Source organism: Pseudonocardia yuanmonensis (assembly GCF_039542425.1).
Taxonomy (GTDB): Bacteria; Actinomycetota; Actinomycetes; order Mycobacteriales; family Pseudonocardiaceae; genus Pseudonocardia; species Pseudonocardia yuanmonensis.
Genome location: NZ_BAABIC010000003.1, coordinates 379787 through 395943, shown reverse-complemented (window position 1 = coordinate 395943; position 16157 = coordinate 379787). Strand labels below are relative to the sequence as shown.

Here is a 16157-nt window from a genome sequence, read left to right as displayed (position 1 = left end):
CGGCCCTGCGGCTCGTGTGCCTGCCCCACGCGGGGGCGCGGCGAGCTCCTTCCGCGGCTGGGCCGACGCCGTTCCGCCCGGGGTCGAGCTGGTGACCGTCCAGTACCCGGGGCGGGAGGACCGGATCCGCGAGGAGCCGTGGACGGACGCCGTCGCCATGGCCGGGACGCTCGCAGGGCTGCTCGCGGCGGACCCGCGTCCGCTCGTGCTGTTCGGGCACAACCTCGGCGGCACGCTGGCCTACGAGGCTGCCCGGCGGCTGCCCCGCCCGCCGGCGCGGCTCGTGGTCTGGGCCAGGATCGCGCCGACCGTCCCGCCGGCGCGGGTCTTCCGCGGCGGCACGGACGAGGAGCTCGCGGCGGAGCTGCGCCGGCTGGGCGGCACGGACGCCCGGGTCCTCGACCACCCGGAGCTGCGGGCCCTCGTCCTCCCGGCCTTCCGCGCCGACCTGCAGGCGGCCGGCGGGTACGTCCACCCGTCCGGCCCGCCGTTGCGCTGCCCGGTCCGCCTGCTCCTCGGGGCCGAGGACCCCGCCGTCGACCCCGCCGAGGCACTGCGGTGGGCCGAGGTGGCCCCGGCCGGGTTCACCCACCGGGTCTTCCCGGGCGGGCACTTCTACCTGCACGAGCAGCGGGACGAGGTCCTCGCGGAGATCCTCCGGCCCTGACCCGGGGCGCCCGGCCGCCGCCCTCCCGCCCCGCCGCGACCCACCCGGGAGCCGCTGCTCCGGGTGGGTTAGCGTCTCATGAGTTCGACCGGAAGTTCGAGCCGCCCGGGCGTGGCGCGTTGCCGCGGCCCCACGTGGTTCCTACTCTGCGCCCGAGGTAGACCCGGCACGGGAGACGACGGGGATCGACACCGGATTTCGACACGAGGAGACCGGAGCCCGCATGGACACAGCACCCGACGGGGACGGTGCGGGGCCCGACTACGACCCGACCGTCGAGCCGAGCCCGGAGGACGCCCCGCCGCGGCCGGACGGGCGGCACCGGGTCGGTGCCCCCGAGCCCGCTCCGCTCACGGACCACGGGCCGGCCCGGGTGATCGCGGTGGCGAACCAGAAGGGCGGCGTCGGCAAGACGACGTCGACGATCAACCTGGGCGCAGCCCTCGCCGAGTACGGGCGTCGGGTGCTGCTGGTCGACTTCGACCCCCAGGGCGCGCTCTCCGTCGGGCTCGGCGTGCAGCCCCACCAGCTCGACGCGACCATCTACAACCTGCTGATGGACCGCGGCGTCGAGCCGGACGACGTGATCCTCAAGACCTCCGTCGCGGGGATGGACCTGCTGCCCAGCAACATCGACCTGTCGGCGGCCGAGGTGCAGCTCGTCACCGAGGTCGGCCGCGAGCAGGCGCTGGGCCGGGCGCTCAAGGGGGTGCTGGACCGCTACGACGTCGTGCTCATCGACTGCCAGCCCAGTCTCGGCCTGCTCACGATCAACGCCCTGGCGTGCGCCGACAGCGTGCTCATCCCACTGGCCTGCGAGTTCTTCAGCCTCCGCGGTGTCGCGCTGCTGATGGACACGATCGACAAGGTGAAGGACCGGCTGAACCCGGACCTGGACCTGATCGGCATACTCGCCACGATGTTCGACTCCCGCACCGTGCACACCCGCGAGGTCCACCAGCGGGTGGTCGAGGCCTTCGGCGACCTGGTGTTCGACGCCGTCATCAACCGCACCATCCGCTTCCCGGAGACCACGGTGGCGGGCGAGCCGATCACCACCTGGGCGCCCAGCTCCAGCGGCGCGGAGGCCTACCGCATGCTGGCCCGCGAGGTCATCGCCCGGTGACGGTCGCTCCGGAGCGGGCAGGCTCGGGCCCCGACGGGCCGGAGGCGCGTCCGCGGTTCACCGTCCGGCTCTCCAACTTCGAGGGCCCGTTCGACCTGCTGCTGCAGCTCATCGGCAAGCACGAGCTCGACGTCACCGAGATGGCGCTGCACAAGGTCACGGACGACTTCATCGCCCACCTCGCGGCCCTGGGCGACAGCGCCCACGGGGTCGACCTCGACGAGACCACCGAGTTCCTCGTCGTCGCGGCCACCCTGCTGGACCTCAAGGCGGCCCGGCTGCTCCCCGCCGCCGAGGTCGAGGACGAGGAGGACCTCGCCCTGCTCGAGGCGCGGGACCTGCTCTTCGCCCGGCTGCTGCAGTACAAGGCGTACAAGCAGGTCGCGGGGCTGTTCGCCGAGCTGGAGAAGACGGCGCTGCGCCGGTTCCCGCGGTCGGTGGCGCTGGAGCCGCGGTTCGAGGGCCTGCTGCCCGAGGTGCTGCTGGGCATGGACGCCGCGGCGTTCGCCGAGCTCGCCGCGAGCGTGTTCCGGCCCAAGCCGCCGCCGGTCGTCGGCACCGACCACATCCACCAGCACGACGTCTCCGTGCCGGCGCACATGGCGATCCTGCGGGAGCGGCTCGCCGAGCTGGGGGAGGCGACCTTCGCGACGCTCACCGCGGACTGCGTGGCGCCGATCGAGGTCGTCGCGCGGTTCATGGCGGTCCTGGAGCTGTACCGGGAGCGGGTGATCGAGGTGGAGCAGCCGGAGCCGTTCGGCAAGCTGACCGTACGCTGGACCCCCGCACACCAGACCCCGAGTGAGCCGACCAGTGAGCACGCCGAACCCGGACCCTGACCTCGACGCCGCCGACGCGGACGCCGCCCTCGAGGTCGAGGGCCTCCCCGGCCTGGCCCGCGAGGACGAGCTGACCGCGGCGCTGGAGGCGTTGCTGCTGGTCGTGGACTCCCCGACGGACGAGCAGGCCCTCGCCGCCGCCCTCGACCAGCCCGTCGACCGGGTGGAGCGGGCGGTGCGCCGGCTCGCCGAGAGCTACCGCGAGCAGGGCCGCGGCATCGACCTGCGCCGGGTGGGGGAGGGCTGGCGGTTCTACACGCGGGACCTGTACGCCCCCTACGTCGAGCGGTTCCTGCTCGACGGGCAGCGCGCCAAGCTCACCCGGGCCGCGCTGGAGACGCTCGCCGTGGTCGCGTACCGCCAGCCCGTCACCCGGGCGCGGGTCGCGGCGGTACGGGGTGTGAACTGCGACGGCGTGCTGCGTACGCTGCTCACGCGCGGTCTGGTGGAGGAGGCCGGTGTGGACGGGCCCACCCAGGGCACCCTGTTCCGCACCACCGAGCTCTTCCTGGAGCGGCTGGGGCTGTCCTCGCTCGAGGACCTGCCGCCGCTGGCCCCGCTGCTGCCGGACATCGACGCGATCGACGAGCTGTGAGAAGAAGGACCGTGAGCAGGACCCCGAGAAGGACCCCCGCATGAGCCGCCCGTCCCGCCCCGCCTCCTCCGCGCAGGCCGAGGGGGTGCGGCTGCAGAAGGTGCTGGCCCAGGCCGGCGTGGCCTCGCGCCGCGCGGCCGAGGAGCTGATCGCCGCCGGCCGCGTCGCCGTCGACGGCGAGATCGTGCGCGAGATGGGCCGGCGGATCGACCCGGACACCGCCGTGGTGCACGTCGACGGCTCGCGCATCCAGCTGCGGGACGACCAGGTGTACCTGGCGCTGAACAAGCCCGCCGGGATGCTCTCCACCATGTCGGACGACAAGGGCCGGCCGTGCGTGGGCGACCTGGTGATGCAGCGCACGGAGCTGCTCAACCAGGCCGGCCGGCTGTTCCACGTGGGGCGGCTGGACCAGGACACCGAGGGCCTGCTCCTGCTGACCAACGACGGCGAGCTGGGCCACCGGCTCATGCATCCGTCGTACGAGGTGGAGAAGACCTACGTGGCCGAGGTCCTCGGCCAGGTCCCCCGGGAGATCGGCCGGCGGCTCCGCGAGGGCATCGAGCTGGAGGACGGGCCCGTCCGGGTGCACTCGTTCCGGCTGGTCGACTCGCTGCCCGGCCGGTCGATGGTGGAGGTGGTGATCCACGAGGGTCGCAAGCACGTCGTCCGCCGGCTGCTGGACGAGGTCGGGCACCCCGTGCAGCGGCTGGTCCGCACCGCGATCGGCGAGGTCCGCCTCGGCGACCAGCGGCCCGGCAAGCTCCGCCCGCTCAACCAGCACGAGGTGGGCTCGCTCTACAAGGCCGTCGGGCTGTAGGGGGCGGGGTGGCGGTCCGGGCGATCCGCGGCGCGATCCAGGTCGACGGCGACTCGCGGGAGGAGATCCTCGAGGGGTCGGCCGAGCTGGTGAGCGCCGTGCTCAAGCGCAACGAGCTCACGAGCGACGACGTCATCTCGATCCTCTTCACGGCCACGCCGGACCTCACGGCCGAGTTCCCGGCGTACGCCGCGCGGCTGCTCGGGCTCACCGACGTGCCGCTGATGTGCGCCACCGAGATCGCGGTACCCGGGGCGATGCCGCGGGTGCTCCGGCTGCTCGCGCACGTCGAGACCGACCTCGCCCGGGCCGACCTGCGACACGTGTACCTGCGCGGGGCGGCGGCCCTGCGGCGCGACCTGCCCTCCTGACCGGCCCGAGGGGGGTCGGGGCACCGCACACCTGGGCAGGCACAATGGTGCGCGGCTCGCGTGCGGTCGCGGAACACCGACCCGGAGCCTCCGCAGATCTGCACGAGGGGTGAGCATGACCGGGCCGAGGCCGGACGGGGTCCTGAACGACGTCGTCGCCATGGACGGGCCCTCGGGCACCGGCAAGTCGACCGTCTCGCGGCGGCTGGCCCGCACGCTGCACGCCGCCTACCTGGACACGGGGGCGATGTACCGGGCCGCCACGCTGGCCTGCCTGCGTGCCGGGCTCGCCGCCGGGAGCGACGCCGAGCGGATCGCGGCCGTCGCGGTCGCGGCGGAGCAGGAGTCGGTCACGGACCCGGCGGCGCCGCGGATCCTGCTGGCGGGCGAGGACGTGGAGGCCGAGATCCGGGACGAGCCGGTGACCAGGGCGGTGTCCGCGGTGTCCGCGGTGCCGGCGGTGCGGACCGCGCTGGTCGCCCGGCAGCGGGAGTACATCGAGCGGGCCCTCGCGGGGGGCCGCGGGATCGTGGTCGAGGGCCGCGACATCGGCAGCGTGGTCGCGCCCGAGGCGAAGCTGAAGGTCTACCTGACCGCCTCCGAGGAGGTCCGGGCCGCGCGCCGCGGCCGCCAGGACGCCAAGGCCGGCCGGGTCAGCGACCACGCCACCACCCTCGCCGACGTCCAGCGCCGGGACCGGCTGGACTCGACGCGCAAGACCTCGCCGCTGCACGCCGCGGCGGACGCGCTCGTCGTCGACACGGACGAGCTGTCCGTCGACGCCGTGCTGGAGGAGCTGCTGCGCCTGGTCCGGGAGCGCGGGCTCGTCTCATGAGCGCGCCCGACCTCCCCGCCGGCGCGGACCCGAGGCTGCACGACCTCGCCCGCTGGATCGGGACCTGGTGCTTCCGGCCCGTCTTCCGGGTGCACGTCCACCACCGTGAGCGGATACCGGCGACGGGACCGGTGGTGCTGGTCGCCAACCACAGCGCGCTCGTCGACGGTCCGTTGCTCTTCGGACTACTCGGGCGCCGTTCGGTGTTCCTGGTGAAGCAGGAGATGTTCACCGGCGTCCTGGGGACGGGGCTGCGCGGGATCGGGCAGCTGGCCGTGCGACGCGGGGAGCCCGACCGGGCGCCCCTGACCGCGGCGCTCGGCGTGCTGCGCGGCGGCGGGCTGGTCGGGGTGTTCCCCGAGGGCACGCGCGGCGCCGGCGAGGTCGCGGCGGCCCAGCAGGGCGCGGCGTGGCTGGCCCGCGCCTCCGGCGCACAGGTCCTCCCGGTCGTCTGCCGGGGGACCCGGCGCCCGGAGGGCAGCGGGCGGCGGTGGCGCCCGCGGGTGGACGTGCTGGTGGGCGAGCCGTTGCCGGCCCCCGCCGGAAAGGGCCGCGCGGAGCTCGCCGCGGCCACCGAGACCGTTCGCGGTGCCCTCGCCGCGCTGGTCGCGGACCTGGACGCGATGCGAGCCACGAACATGCGGAGTAGTGCCTGATGGAAGAGACGATCACCGGCGGCGACCGTGCCGCCATGGCGGAGCTGGGGCTCGACCCGGCGGACTTCGCCGCCGCCGACGACGAGTTCGGCGGGGGTGCGGACGCCGGCGACGAGCAGGGCCCCGCGCCGGTCCTCGCCGTCGTCGGGCGGCCCAACGTGGGCAAGTCCACGCTGGTCAACCGCTTTCTGGGCCGCCGCGAGGCGGTCGTGCAGGACATCCCCGGCGTCACCCGGGACCGGGTGGCGTACGACGCGCTGTGGAACGGGCGGCGGTTCACCGTCGTCGACACCGGCGGCTGGGAGCCCGACGCCGTCGGGTTGCAGAAGGAGGTCGCCGCGCAGGCCGAGCTGGCGATGCGCACCGCGGACGCGATCCTGCTCGTCGTCGACGGGCGGGTGGGCGCGACCGAGGTCGAGGAGGCCGCCGCCCGGGTGCTGCGCCGTTCGGACCGGCCGGTCCTGCTCGCCGCCACCAAGGTCGACGACGAGCGCGCGGTCGCCGAGACCGCCGCGCTCTGGGGGCTGGGGCTCGGCGAGCCGTACCCGGTGTCCGGGCTGCACGGCCGCGGCTCCGGCGACCTGCTCGACGCGATCCTCGAGGCCCTGCCCGAGACCCCGCGGGAGTCCTTCGAGGCGACCGTCGGCGGGCCGCGCCGGGTGGCCCTGGTCGGGCGGCCGAACGTCGGCAAGTCCTCGCTGCTCAACCGGGTCTCCGGCGAGCTGCGCTCGGTCGTGCACGACGTCGCCGGCACGACCGTCGACCCGGTCGACTCCCTCGTCGAGCTCGACGGGGAGATCTGGCGGTTCGTCGACACCGCCGGCCTGCGCAAGCGGGTGAAGACGGCCAGCGGCATGGAGTACTACGCCAGCCTGCGCACCCAGGCCGCGATCGAGGCCGCCGAGGTCGCCCTCGTGCTGCTCGACGCGAGCGAGCCGATCTCCGAGCAGGACCAGCGCGTGCTGTCCATGGTCGAGGAGGCCGGCCGGGCCCTCGTGATCGTGTTCAACAAGTGGGACCTCGTCGACGAGGACCGGCGGCTGGCGATGAAGCGCGAGCTCGAGCGCGACCTCGGCCGGGTCCGGTGGGCCGAGCGGATCAACGTCTCCGCGCTCACGGGCCGGGCGACGTCGAAGATCGCCCCCGCGATGCGGACCGCGCTGGCCTCGTGGGACCAGCGGATCCCGACCGGCCGGCTCAACAGCTGGCTCTCCGACGTCATCGCCGCGACCCCGCCGCCGGTGCGCGGCGGCAAGCAGCCGAAGGTCCTCTTCGCCACCCAGGCGGGCACCCGGCCGCCGACGTTCGTGCTGTTCACGAGCGGGTTCCTGGAGGCGGGCTACCGCCGGTTCCTGGAACGGCGGCTGCGCGAGGAGTTCGGGTTCGAGGGCTCCCCGATCCGGCTGTCCGTGCGGGTCCGGGAGAAGCGGGACCGCAGGAGCGGGCGCCGCTGACCGGCCCCGCACCGGCCCGGCGGGGTGAGTCCTCCCGGTCGCGATGCCCGACCGACTACCCTCCCCGCATGGCCGTTGACTCCCCCAGCGGTCCCTCCGGACCTGTGCGGGTCGTCCTCGCGGACGACGAGGCGCTGCTCCGGGCGGGTCTGCGCACCGTCCTGGAGGCGCGGGGCACCGTCGTCGTCGTGGGGGAGGCGGGCGACGGCGACGGGCTGATCGCCGCCGTCGACGCGCACCGGCCGGACGTGGTGCTCGCCGACGTACAGATGCCGGGCCGGTCCGGGCTGGATGCGTTGCGGGTGCTCTGTGCCCGGCCCGACGCCGTCCCCGCGGCCGTGCTCACGACCTTCGACCTCGACGAGTACGTCACCGAGGCGCTGCGGATCGGCGTGCAGGGGTTCCTGCTCAAGGACGCCGAGCCGGACGCGCTGATCCGCGCCGTGCTCGACCTCGCGGCCGGCGGCGCGGTGCTGGACCCGCGGATCACCGCGCGGCTGCTGCCGCGGCTGGTTCCCGAGCCGGCGCCCACCCCGCCGCGCCCGGCCGACCTGACCCTGCGCGAGACGCAGGTGCTGCGGCTGCTGGCCGACGGCGAGTCCAACGCGGCCATCGGCTGCCGGCTCGGGCTCGCCGAGGCGACCGTGAAGAAGTACGTCTCGGCGCTGCTGGTGAAGCTGGGCGCGGAGAACCGGGTGCAGGCGGCACTGCTCGCGCAGAGCTGGGGCGCCTGATGCCGCAGGTTGCGGCAGGGTTCGCGGCGGCGTTCCGGCGGGGCGGGCCGGCGTGGCGGCTCGGGGCCGAGGTCCTCGCCGTCGGGCTGCCGGCGGTGTTCGTGCTGCTCGGCGCGCCCGGTCCGTACCCGTGGTCGGTCACCGCCGGGCTGGTCGGCTGCGCGCTGCTGCCGCTGCGGCACGTCCGGCCGTGGCTCGCGGTCGTCGGGTCGCTGTGGGCGATCGGGGGCGGGCTCGGCTGGCCCGCGCAGATCGTCGCGCTGTTCGCCCTCGGCCGCCGGACCCGGCTCGGTGCGACCGTGCCGTGGCTGGTCCTCGTCGTGGCCGCCGCGGTGGTCCCGGTGCTGGCGCGCGAGGCGCTGAGCTGGCAGTCCGTGATCCTCACCGTGGTGTTCGCCGTGCTCTCGGCCGGCAGCCCGCTCGGGTTCGGCCTGCTCACGGCCACCCGTGAGCGGCTCACGGCGAGCCTGCACGAGCTGGAGGACGCCCGCGAGGCCACCCTCGCCGCCCGGGAGAGCGCGGCCCGTGCCGAGGAGCGGTCGCGGATCGGCCGCGAGGTGCACGACGCCGTGGGCCACCACGCCACCCTCATCGCCGTGGGCGCGGCCGCGCTGTCCGCGTCGACCGGGGAGGAGCGCACCCGCGAGGCCGCGGAGCTCCTGCGGACGCACGCCAAGGAGGCGCTGGCGGAGATGCGCAGCGCGCTCGGGCTGGTCGGGCCCGCCCCTGCCGGCGCCGCCGGGATCGGCGAGCTCGTCGACCGGGCCCGGGAGACCGGGCTGGACGTCGAGCTCGTCGCCCTCGGCACCGGCCGGACCCTGCCCGTGGCGCCCGACCAGGCCGTCTACCGGGTGGTCCAGGAGGCGCTCACCAACGCCGCCCGGCACAGCCCGGGCTCCACCGTGCGGGTCGAGGTGGACTGGCGGGCCGCCGACCGGATCCGGGTGGAGATCCACAACGGGCCGGCCCCGCGTGCCGTGCGGGGCACGTTCGGCGGTGGGGGAGCGGGTCTGGCCGGGCTCGGCGAACGCGTCGCCGCAGCCGGCGGGGAGCTGGTGTGCGGGCCGGAGGACGGGGGCTTCCGGGTGCGGGCCGTGCTGCCCCTGGCCCCCGAGACCCCGCCGCACGGGCAGCGTCACGTGGCGCCCGCACCGCACACCTCGGCGGGCCCGCCGCGGAAGCTCCAGGTCACGCAGGGGTTACCCGCCGGTACCCACGAAAGTCGCCTCCGCGGGGCGACCGAGGGCGGTGGTGCCGCCGGTCCGCCCGGACGACACTGATCGCGACCGGCACGGTGGTGCCCCACCGTGTGGCCCCCGGCGAGTTCGTTCGCGGACGAGTTGGGGGGAGCGAGGTCCGGGTCGGTGCAGGGAGTCGATCGGTGGTGCGGTAGGCTGATCGAGCCCTCACGGGGGCGGCCGGGACGTGGCGCAGCTTGGTAGCGCACTTGACTGGGGGTCAAGGGGTCGCAGGTTCAAATCCTGTCGTCCCGACGGTCGACGGAGGCCGGTGTCCATTCGACGGGGACACCGGCCTTCGTCGTTCTCCGCCGCGGATCCGTGGTCGTCGGCCTCCTGCTGAGCAGCGGCGATCGTCATCGAAGCCGCGAGGTGACGGAGATCATGCACCCGGCGGCCCCTGCCCTGCCCGGCGCCGCCCCGGAGGGCGGCGCCTGTCGCGGATCAGACGTGCTCGGTCCCGGACATGTGGTGCGACCCCTCCATGTCGCGGTGCTCCTCGTGACCACGGTCCTCGATCCGGCCCTGGTCGTAGCGGTCGTCGTGCTCGGAGCGGACGTCCTGGTGCTCGTACCGGTGCTGGTCGTCCCAGTGCCGGTCGTCCCGGTGCTCGTCGGCGCGGCGGTCGTCGCGGTGCTCGTCCCGGTTCCGGTGCTCGTCCCGGTTGCGGTCCCGGGACTCGTCGCGACCGCGGTCGCGGTGGTCGTCGCGGTCGCGGTGTTCGCCGCCGTGACGCCGGGTGCCCTCGAAGTGCCGGCGCTGCTCCCCGCGGTCGTCGTGCCCGCCCCGGTGCCCCTCGCGGTGCTCCTCGCGCCAGCGGTACTCCTCGCGGTCCCGGTGCTCCTCGCGTCCGCGGTACTCCTCGCGTCCGCGACCCTCCTCGCGGTCCCGGTGCTCCTCGCGTCCGCGGTACTCCTCGCGTCCGCGACCCTCCTCGCGGTCCCGGTACTCCTCCCGCCCGCGGTGCTCCTCGCGGTCCCGGTACTCCTCGCGCCCGCGGTACTCCTCGCGCCCGCGACCCTCCTCGCGCCCGCGGTGCTCCCCGCGGTCGCGGTGCTCTTCCCGCCCGCGCTCCCGGTGCTCCTCGCGGCGGTGCTCCTCGCGGCGGTGCTCCTCGCGGCGGTGCTCCTCGCGCTCCCGCTCCCGGTGCTCGCGCTCGCGGTTCTCCTCGCGGCGGTGCTCCTCGCGCTCCCGCTCGCGGTGTTCGCGCTCGCGGTGCTCCTCGCGCTCCCGCTCCCGGAGCTCGCGCTCGCGGTCCCGTTCGTCACGGTTCTCCCGCTGCTCGCGCCCGAAGACGTCCCCGCTGCGGGTGTGCTCACCCGTGCTCGGGTCGGCCATGACGGTGCGGTTCTCCCGCTGCTCGCGCCCGAAGACGTCCCCGCTGCGGGTGTGCTCACCCATGCTCGGGGCGCCCATGGCAGTGGGGTCGCCCACGACGGTCGTGGCAGCGCCGAGCACGACACCCTGGCTGGTCGCGGTGCTGTCGTCGGTAGGGGTCCTGGCTGCGTCCATCGGATCTCTCCTCCTCGGTTCCCGGGGCGTCTCCCCGGTGACTCAAGGGTGGGCGTCACCGGGTGCTCGCACCGTCGGTCGACCGAACCTCTGGCCGGAGGGTCCTGCTGTCCCCCGATCGACGGACGCGTACCGGGCTGCCGGCGGGGCCTCGGTCTTCACCGACACGACCGGCGCGGGATCGTCGGCACACCTCCGCGCCCGCCGGCGCCCGGCGACGCCGCGGGCGTCCTTGCCGCGGTTCCCGGTGCCCAGCAGACTCGCCCCACGCTCCTCGCGACCACGGGAAGGGGCGGAGCGTGGAGGAGGCACTGTCCGTCCGGCTCCTGGGCGGGTTCGCGGTCGGCGTCGGCGCCAGGACCGTCGACGACGGCGTGTGGCGGCTGCGCAAGGCGCGCACCCTGGTGACACTGCTGGCCCTCGAGCCGGACCGGCGGGTCCACCAGGACCGGTTGTGCCGGCTCTGGTGGCCGGACCGCGACGGGATCGCCACCCGGCGCAACCTGCACCAGGTGGTGCACGCGGCGCGGGGCGCCCTCGGCACGGTCGGGATCGACCGGGGTGTCGTCCTGCGTCGTGACCTGGTGGTGCTCGCGCCCGGGCGGCAGGTCGTCGTCGACCTCGAGGAGTTCCGGCGGCGGGCGCGGGAGGCCCGCGACTCGTCCGACCTCCGGCTCCTCGAACAGGCGCTGGCCGCGGGCGCGGGCGAGCTGCTGCCCGAGGACCGCCACGAGGCCTGGGCCCAGCCGCACCGCGACGCTCTCCGGGGCCTGCGGACCGAGCTCGCACTGGCCGCGGCGACTGTTGCCGGCGGGCAGGGTCGGCACCGGCACGCGGTCGAGGCCTTGCTGCCGGTCCTGGCCGAGGACGAGCTCGACGAGGCGGTGGCGCGGGCGCTGATGCGGGCACTGGCGGCGGACGGGCGGCGCTCCGAAGCGCTCGCCGTGTTCGAGCGGGTGCGGGACGGGATCGGGCGCGAGTACGGCGGCGTCCCGGATCCGCGCACCCGCCGGCTCTACCGCGACCTGCTCGCGGGCTCGACCGACGGCCCGCCCGACAGCCTGGACGACGGCACCGCCGAGAGCCCGGCCGGGAGCCCGGCCGCGTGCGCCGGCCGCGGCCGCGTCATGGGCCGCGGCCCGGCCTCGGGGCCGCACAACCTGCCCACGGCGGTCACCGCGCTGATCGGCCGCGCGGACGAGCTCGAGGAGACGGGCGCGCTCCTGGACCGGACCCGGATGCTCACGATCACGGGGTCGGGCGGTGCGGGGAAGACGAGGTTGGCGACGGAGCTGGCGCGACGACGGCTGGGACGTCACCCCGACGGGGTGTGGCTGGTCGAGCTCGCCGCGCTGTCCCGGGGCGACCTGCTCGCCCACCAGATCGCGGGCGCGCTGGGGCTGACCCTCCCTGAGCGGGGCGCACCGCAGCCGGCGCTGCTCCGGCAGCTCGGCGGGCGCCGGCTGCTGCTGGTGCTGGACAACTGCGAGCACCTCGTCGACCCCTGCGCACACCTGGTCCACGAGGTGCTGCGCCGGTGTCCCGGCGTGGTGGTCCTCGCGACGAGCCGCGAGTCGCTGCGGGTCGAGGGCGAGGTCGCCTGGCGCATCCCGTCCCTCGCCGTGCCCGGGGCCGGGGCGACGGCCCGGCAACTGGTCGACCTGTCCGGGATGCGGGAGGTCCGGGTGGACCCGGCGGCCCGGCTGGCCCACGTCGGTGGTGGTGCCCGGTGGGGCGACGTCGACGCCGCCACCGCCGCCCACGGGCTGGCGACCCCGGGTGGCCTGGTCTCGACGACCGGCGTCGCCGGGCTGACCCTCGGCGGCGGCATCGGCTGGCTCTCCCGCCGCTACGGACTGGCGTGCGACAACCTGCGCGCCGTCGAGCTCGTCACCGCCGACGGGCGGGTGGTGCAGGCGGACGACGAGCAGGAGCCAGACCTGATGTGGGGCCTGCGCGGCGGCGGGGGCAACTTCGGCGTCGCGACCCGGTTCGCCGTCGCGCTGCACCCCGTCGCCGAGGTCACCGCCGGCCTCGCCGTGTTCCCGTTCGAGCGCGCGGCCGAGGTGGCGGCGTTCCTCCGCGATCGCGTCGGGAGCCTGAGCGACGAGTTCCGCACGCTGTTGGGGTTCCTCACCGCGCCGGCGGCGGAGTTCATCCCACCGGAGCTACGCGATCGGCCCGTCGTCGCCGTCGCCGGCTGCCACTGCGGGCCTCCGGCGCAGGCGCAGGACGAGCTCGCCCCGCTGCGCGCCCTCCGCCCCGCAGCCGACCTCTTCGGGCCGATGCCGTACGCCGCGTGGCAGACGATGTTCGACGCGAAGGTGCCGGCCGGGCGGCGCTACCACTTCGCCGGCGGCTACACCGCGGGATGCCCGGACGACATGATCGGGACGATCGTCGAGGCGATCCGGGCGCGCCCGTCGACGGCCAGCGAGTTCCACCTGCACCACATGGGCGGCGCCGTCGCCCGCGTGTCCGGGGACGCGACCGCGTACCCGGGGCGGGACGCGGAGTTCACCTTCAACGTCGTCGGTATCTGGGACGATCCCGCGGACGACGCAGCGAACCAGGCGTGGGCCAGGGACCTCGCCGCGGCCATGGCGCCCCACGGCCGCACCTACGTCAACTTCCTCACCGAGCGCGAGGGCGAGCAGCGTCTGCGCGACGCCTACGGTCCACGGCGCTATGCCCGGCTGGTGGAGCTCAAGCGCCGCTACGACCCGACCAACCTCTTCCGGTTCAACCAGAACATCGCCCCGTAGGCCGTGCTCGCGGCGGCCGCGGAGGGGTCGGCCGCCGCGACCACGACAGCGATGCCGAGGCGCGGAGCATCTGTCGTGGAGGTCGAGGCCCAGGTCGTCGAGGTCAAGGGCGCCGCGCGCCGTCGACGGAGGCCGGTGTCCGTTCGACGGGGACACCGGCCTTCGTCGTTCTCGGCGGCGGTGGTCCGGTGGCGGCCGGGACGGTTCGGCGGACCGTGAGATTTCGAAGCATCAGACGCCTGAACGGTGGGGCAGTCCGATGCTCAGACATCTCACGGTGTTCGGAAAGAGTGTCTGCTCGGGAGACGCTGCTGTCGGGCCGCGCGGGGGCGCGCTCAGGACGAGGTGATCAGCCGAGGAACTCCTCCGCGCCGAGGTCGAGGGCGTGGGTGAGGTGCCGCTCGGCCATGGTCGCGAACATCCGGCGGCCTCGGTCGTCCACGCCCACCAGCATCGACGCCCCGATCGTCATGCCGACCCCGCACAAGGTCGCGCGCCGGTGGTCCTCCCGCAGCCGGTCGAGCGGGTGGTCCACACCGAGGGCGGTGAGCTCGCGGTGGTACCCGGCCAGCAACGTGTCCTCGTGGGCGCGCCGGTCGGCCACGGTGAGGCTCGCGCCGAGCAGGTAGGCGACGTCGCTCGCCGCGCTCGCCTGCCCCACCGTCTGCCAGTCGACGACGACGGGCCGCCCCGTGCCGAACAGCACGTTGTCGACGCGCAGGTCGCCGTGGGCGAGGCAACGCGGGGCGGTGTCCCGCTCCGCCCAGGCCGGCAGGGCGCGGACGAAACGGGCGCCGAGTTCGGCGCCACCCGCCGGCAGCACCGACCCGTACGCGTCGAGGAAGCCGGGCCAGAGCTGCGTGAGCAGGGCGCCGGTGCCCTCCCGCTCGGCGCGCGGCCGGCGCAGCCACTCCTCGGCGTCGAGCCGCGGATCGGCCCAGTGGGCGGCGTGCAGCCGCGCCGCCTCCGCCAGCACCGCCGCGACCTCGTCGGGCGTGCAGCCGGCGAGCTGGTCGCCCTGGCGGGCCGGGGCGAGGTCGGCGAGCAGCAGTGTGAAGTCCCCGGTCGCCTCGTCGATCGTCGCGAGGTGGCAGGCCGGCAACCGCAGGCCGGCCCCGCCGGCGAGGCGCTGGTAGAAGCGCACCTCGCGCAGGTACTCGCCGCCGGTGCGGCCCCGTTCGCGGCTCTTCGGGTCCGGCGACGGGAACTTCCCGACGACCGTCGCGGGCCCCGCGCCCGGCTCGTCCCACGTCAGGTGGAACCGCACGCTCTGCCCGACCAGGCCGGTCCCGATCCGCTCCGCGCGCACCTCCGTGACCCGCGCTCCGGCGCCGAGCACGTCGCTCAGCCACCCGGGGGTGACGGCGGCGGGATCGGCGAGCGGGGCGGGGAGCTCGGCGGTGCTCACCGCGCGCCCGGAGCGTCGAAGGCGCCGGTGAGACCCGACGGGCGGTGCGGCCCGATCGCGAGGTGCTCGAACACCCCGATCCCGGTGCGGCCGTCGCTGTCCACCCGCACCAGCTGCTGCACGTGCACGTTCTCCGGCGCCGCCGGGTCCAGGTCCGTGGTTCGCCACTCCGAGCCGCCGGTCTCGTGCTCGCCGTGCCACACCCCGTGCGCCCACGCCGGGTGGAAGTAGCCGATGCCGCGCATCCGGAAGGTCAGCAGCGGGGTGAGGCGGGTGGTGCGTTCCTTGCCGTCCCAGCCCGCCGTCCGCAGCGTGGCCGCCCGGGCGAGCCGGGCCCCGGGCTCCCACTCGATCTCGACGTCGGCGGTGCGGGCGTGGTCGAGCGGGGTGGACTCGTCGGCGCCGGGCAGCAACGGCACCACGCAGGCGCTCTCGTAGACGTGCCGGCCCTCGGCGTCGTCGACCAGGGCGAGGTGGGTGCAGTGGTCGTCGAGGTGCAGCGGGGCCCAGACCCAGAAGAACTGCGGCGGCTCCGCGGGCGGCGCCCCGCCGGGCGGCTCGCCGACGGCCCGGACGCCCCACGACCGGTCGCGCGTCCCCGGCGTCCCGGCGCAGCTCAGCTCCGCGTCGCCGCTCCGGAAGCGGCCCTCCCAGGTGCCCCACTGCGTCAGCCGGGTGTAGTCCATCGTCGCGGTCACGCCGGTGTGCCGGATGATGCGCGGTTCCTCCACGGCCGGTGTGCGGGCGTGGAACACGAGGTCCGCGGCGAGCCCCTGCTCGGGCGCGTCGACCCGGACGCGCAGCACCCGGAGCGGCTCGACCACCTCGACGGCGATCGGTCCCACGGAGGTCGCCGCGGCCCGGTCGAGCGGGGCGCGGGCCGAGGAGTGGACCGACCGCTGCACCCCCGCGTGGAGCACGCTGAACGACGCGTCGACCACCCGGCGGTTCGGGTAGAGGCCGAGCGCGACGGCGAAGAAGAAGCCGCCCTCGGGGTCGTAGCCGTTGAAGAAGTACCGGTCGTAGTAGTTCCGGTCGCCCGTGCCGGGCACCGCGACCGGCTCGGCCGTCTGGTGCAGCGGGTAGTCGTCGAACGTCGTGATCACACGGACCGCCTTCCCCCACGCCGCACCGTCG

General features: G+C 75.4%; 15 protein-coding genes and 1 tRNA gene. 13 read left to right on the top strand and 3 right to left on the bottom strand.

All coding sequences use genetic code 11. The features are described 5' to 3' along the window. The first annotated feature begins 16 nt into the window (after nt 1-16). From ABD990_RS06500 to ABD990_RS06445, 12 genes are all read left to right on the top strand, one after another. Entirely contained in the window at nt 17-667 is a 651-nt protein-coding gene (locus ABD990_RS06500; RefSeq protein ID WP_345379010.1) for a thioesterase II family protein, read from the top strand. A gap of 223 nt (nt 668-890) precedes the next feature. Continuing rightward, entirely contained in the window at nt 891-1793 is a 903-nt protein-coding gene (locus ABD990_RS06495) for a ParA family protein (protein ID WP_345379008.1), read from the top strand. Continuing rightward, nucleotides 1790-2632, top strand: a complete 843-nt coding sequence (locus tag ABD990_RS06490; RefSeq protein WP_345379007.1) for a segregation and condensation protein A — start codon at nt 1790-1792, stop codon at nt 2630-2632. The genes ABD990_RS06495 and ABD990_RS06490 overlap by 4 nt, the downstream gene beginning before the upstream one ends. Further along, nucleotides 2595-3227, top strand: a complete 633-nt coding sequence (gene scpB, locus ABD990_RS06485) for an SMC-Scp complex subunit ScpB (protein ID WP_425569480.1) — start codon at nt 2595-2597, stop codon at nt 3225-3227. Before ABD990_RS06490 ends, scpB begins: the two co-directional genes overlap by 38 nt. A gap of 40 nt (nt 3228-3267) precedes the next feature. After that, entirely contained in the window at nt 3268-4047 is a 780-nt protein-coding gene (locus ABD990_RS06480; protein ID WP_345379004.1) for a pseudouridine synthase, read from the top strand. An 8-nt stretch (nt 4048-4055) separates the two neighbouring features. Continuing rightward, nucleotides 4056-4418 (top strand): chorismate mutase, encoded by a 363-nt coding sequence (gene aroH / locus ABD990_RS06475; RefSeq protein WP_345379003.1) that lies wholly within the window; start codon nt 4056-4058, stop codon nt 4416-4418. Between the two features lie 115 nt (nt 4419-4533). After that, nucleotides 4534-5253: a (d)CMP kinase gene (gene cmk / locus ABD990_RS06470; RefSeq protein WP_345379002.1), complete on the top strand. Its 720-nt coding sequence runs from the start codon at nt 4534-4536 to the stop codon at nt 5251-5253. After that, on the top strand, nt 5250-5909 hold the full coding sequence (locus ABD990_RS06465; protein ID WP_345379001.1) for a lysophospholipid acyltransferase family protein: 660 nt from the start codon (nt 5250-5252) through the stop codon (nt 5907-5909). The genes cmk and ABD990_RS06465 overlap by 4 nt, the downstream gene beginning before the upstream one ends. Further along, the gene (der, locus tag ABD990_RS06460; RefSeq protein ID WP_345379000.1) at nt 5909-7363 is read left to right on the top strand and encodes a ribosome biogenesis GTPase Der; all 1455 of its coding nucleotides are present in this window, start codon (nt 5909-5911) and stop codon (nt 7361-7363) included. Before ABD990_RS06465 ends, der begins: the two co-directional genes overlap by 1 nt. A 68-nt stretch (nt 7364-7431) precedes the next feature. Continuing rightward, entirely contained in the window at nt 7432-8097 is a 666-nt protein-coding gene (locus ABD990_RS06455; RefSeq protein WP_345378999.1) for a response regulator, read from the top strand. Continuing rightward, the gene (locus tag ABD990_RS06450; RefSeq protein WP_345378998.1) at nt 8097-9377 is read left to right on the top strand and encodes a sensor histidine kinase; all 1281 of its coding nucleotides are present in this window, start codon (nt 8097-8099) and stop codon (nt 9375-9377) included. Before ABD990_RS06455 ends, ABD990_RS06450 begins: the two co-directional genes overlap by 1 nt. Before the next feature lie 139 nt (nt 9378-9516). Next, nucleotides 9517-9590: transfer RNA gene (locus ABD990_RS06445), tRNA-Pro, on the top strand. 189 nt (nt 9591-9779) lie between these two features. Here the strand turns inward: ABD990_RS06445 and ABD990_RS06440 are convergent. Further along, nucleotides 9780-10847 (bottom strand): hypothetical protein, encoded by a 1068-nt coding sequence (locus ABD990_RS06440; RefSeq protein WP_345378997.1) that lies wholly within the window; start codon nt 10845-10847, stop codon nt 9780-9782. A 299-nt stretch (nt 10848-11146) separates the two neighbouring features. Between ABD990_RS06440 and ABD990_RS06435 the strand changes: the two genes are divergently transcribed. After that, nucleotides 11147-13612: an FAD-binding protein gene (locus ABD990_RS06435; protein WP_345378995.1), complete on the top strand. Its 2466-nt coding sequence runs from the start codon at nt 11147-11149 to the stop codon at nt 13610-13612. A gap of 349 nt (nt 13613-13961) precedes the next feature. Here ABD990_RS06435 and ABD990_RS06430 read toward each other — a convergent pair whose 3' ends face one another. Both ABD990_RS06430 and ABD990_RS06425 read right to left on the bottom strand, forming a co-directional pair. Next, nucleotides 13962-15020, bottom strand: coding sequence for an aminoglycoside phosphotransferase family protein (locus ABD990_RS06430; RefSeq protein ID WP_345378993.1), 1059 nt, complete (start codon nt 15018-15020; stop codon nt 13962-13964). After that, the gene (locus ABD990_RS06425) at nt 15017-16126 is read right to left on the bottom strand and encodes an Rv3169 family protein (RefSeq protein WP_345378992.1); all 1110 of its coding nucleotides are present in this window, start codon (nt 16124-16126) and stop codon (nt 15017-15019) included. The genes ABD990_RS06430 and ABD990_RS06425 overlap by 4 nt, the downstream gene beginning before the upstream one ends. Nucleotides 16127-16157: the final 31 nt, after the last annotated feature.

What these genes read in the sequence shown, in the direction of transcription:
- ABD990_RS06440 (WP_345378997.1), bottom strand. Translation starts at nt 10,847, where the DNA reads ATGGACGCAGCCAGGACCCCTACCGACGACAGCACCGCGACCAGCCAG.
- ABD990_RS06495 (WP_345379008.1), top strand. Translation starts at nt 891, where the DNA reads ATGGACACAGCACCCGACGGGGACGGTGCGGGGCCCGACTACGACCCG.
- ABD990_RS06450 (WP_345378998.1), top strand. Translation starts at nt 8,097, where the DNA reads ATGCCGCAGGTTGCGGCAGGGTTCGCGGCGGCGTTCCGGCGGGGCGGG.
- ABD990_RS06465 (WP_345379001.1), top strand. Translation starts at nt 5,250, where the DNA reads ATGAGCGCGCCCGACCTCCCCGCCGGCGCGGACCCGAGGCTGCACGAC.
- der (WP_345379000.1), top strand. Translation starts at nt 5,909, where the DNA reads ATGGAAGAGACGATCACCGGCGGCGACCGTGCCGCCATGGCGGAGCTG.
- ABD990_RS06480 (WP_345379004.1), top strand. Translation starts at nt 3,268, where the DNA reads ATGAGCCGCCCGTCCCGCCCCGCCTCCTCCGCGCAGGCCGAGGGGGTG.
- ABD990_RS06455 (WP_345378999.1), top strand. Translation starts at nt 7,432, where the DNA reads ATGGCCGTTGACTCCCCCAGCGGTCCCTCCGGACCTGTGCGGGTCGTC.
- cmk (WP_345379002.1), top strand. Translation starts at nt 4,534, where the DNA reads ATGACCGGGCCGAGGCCGGACGGGGTCCTGAACGACGTCGTCGCCATG.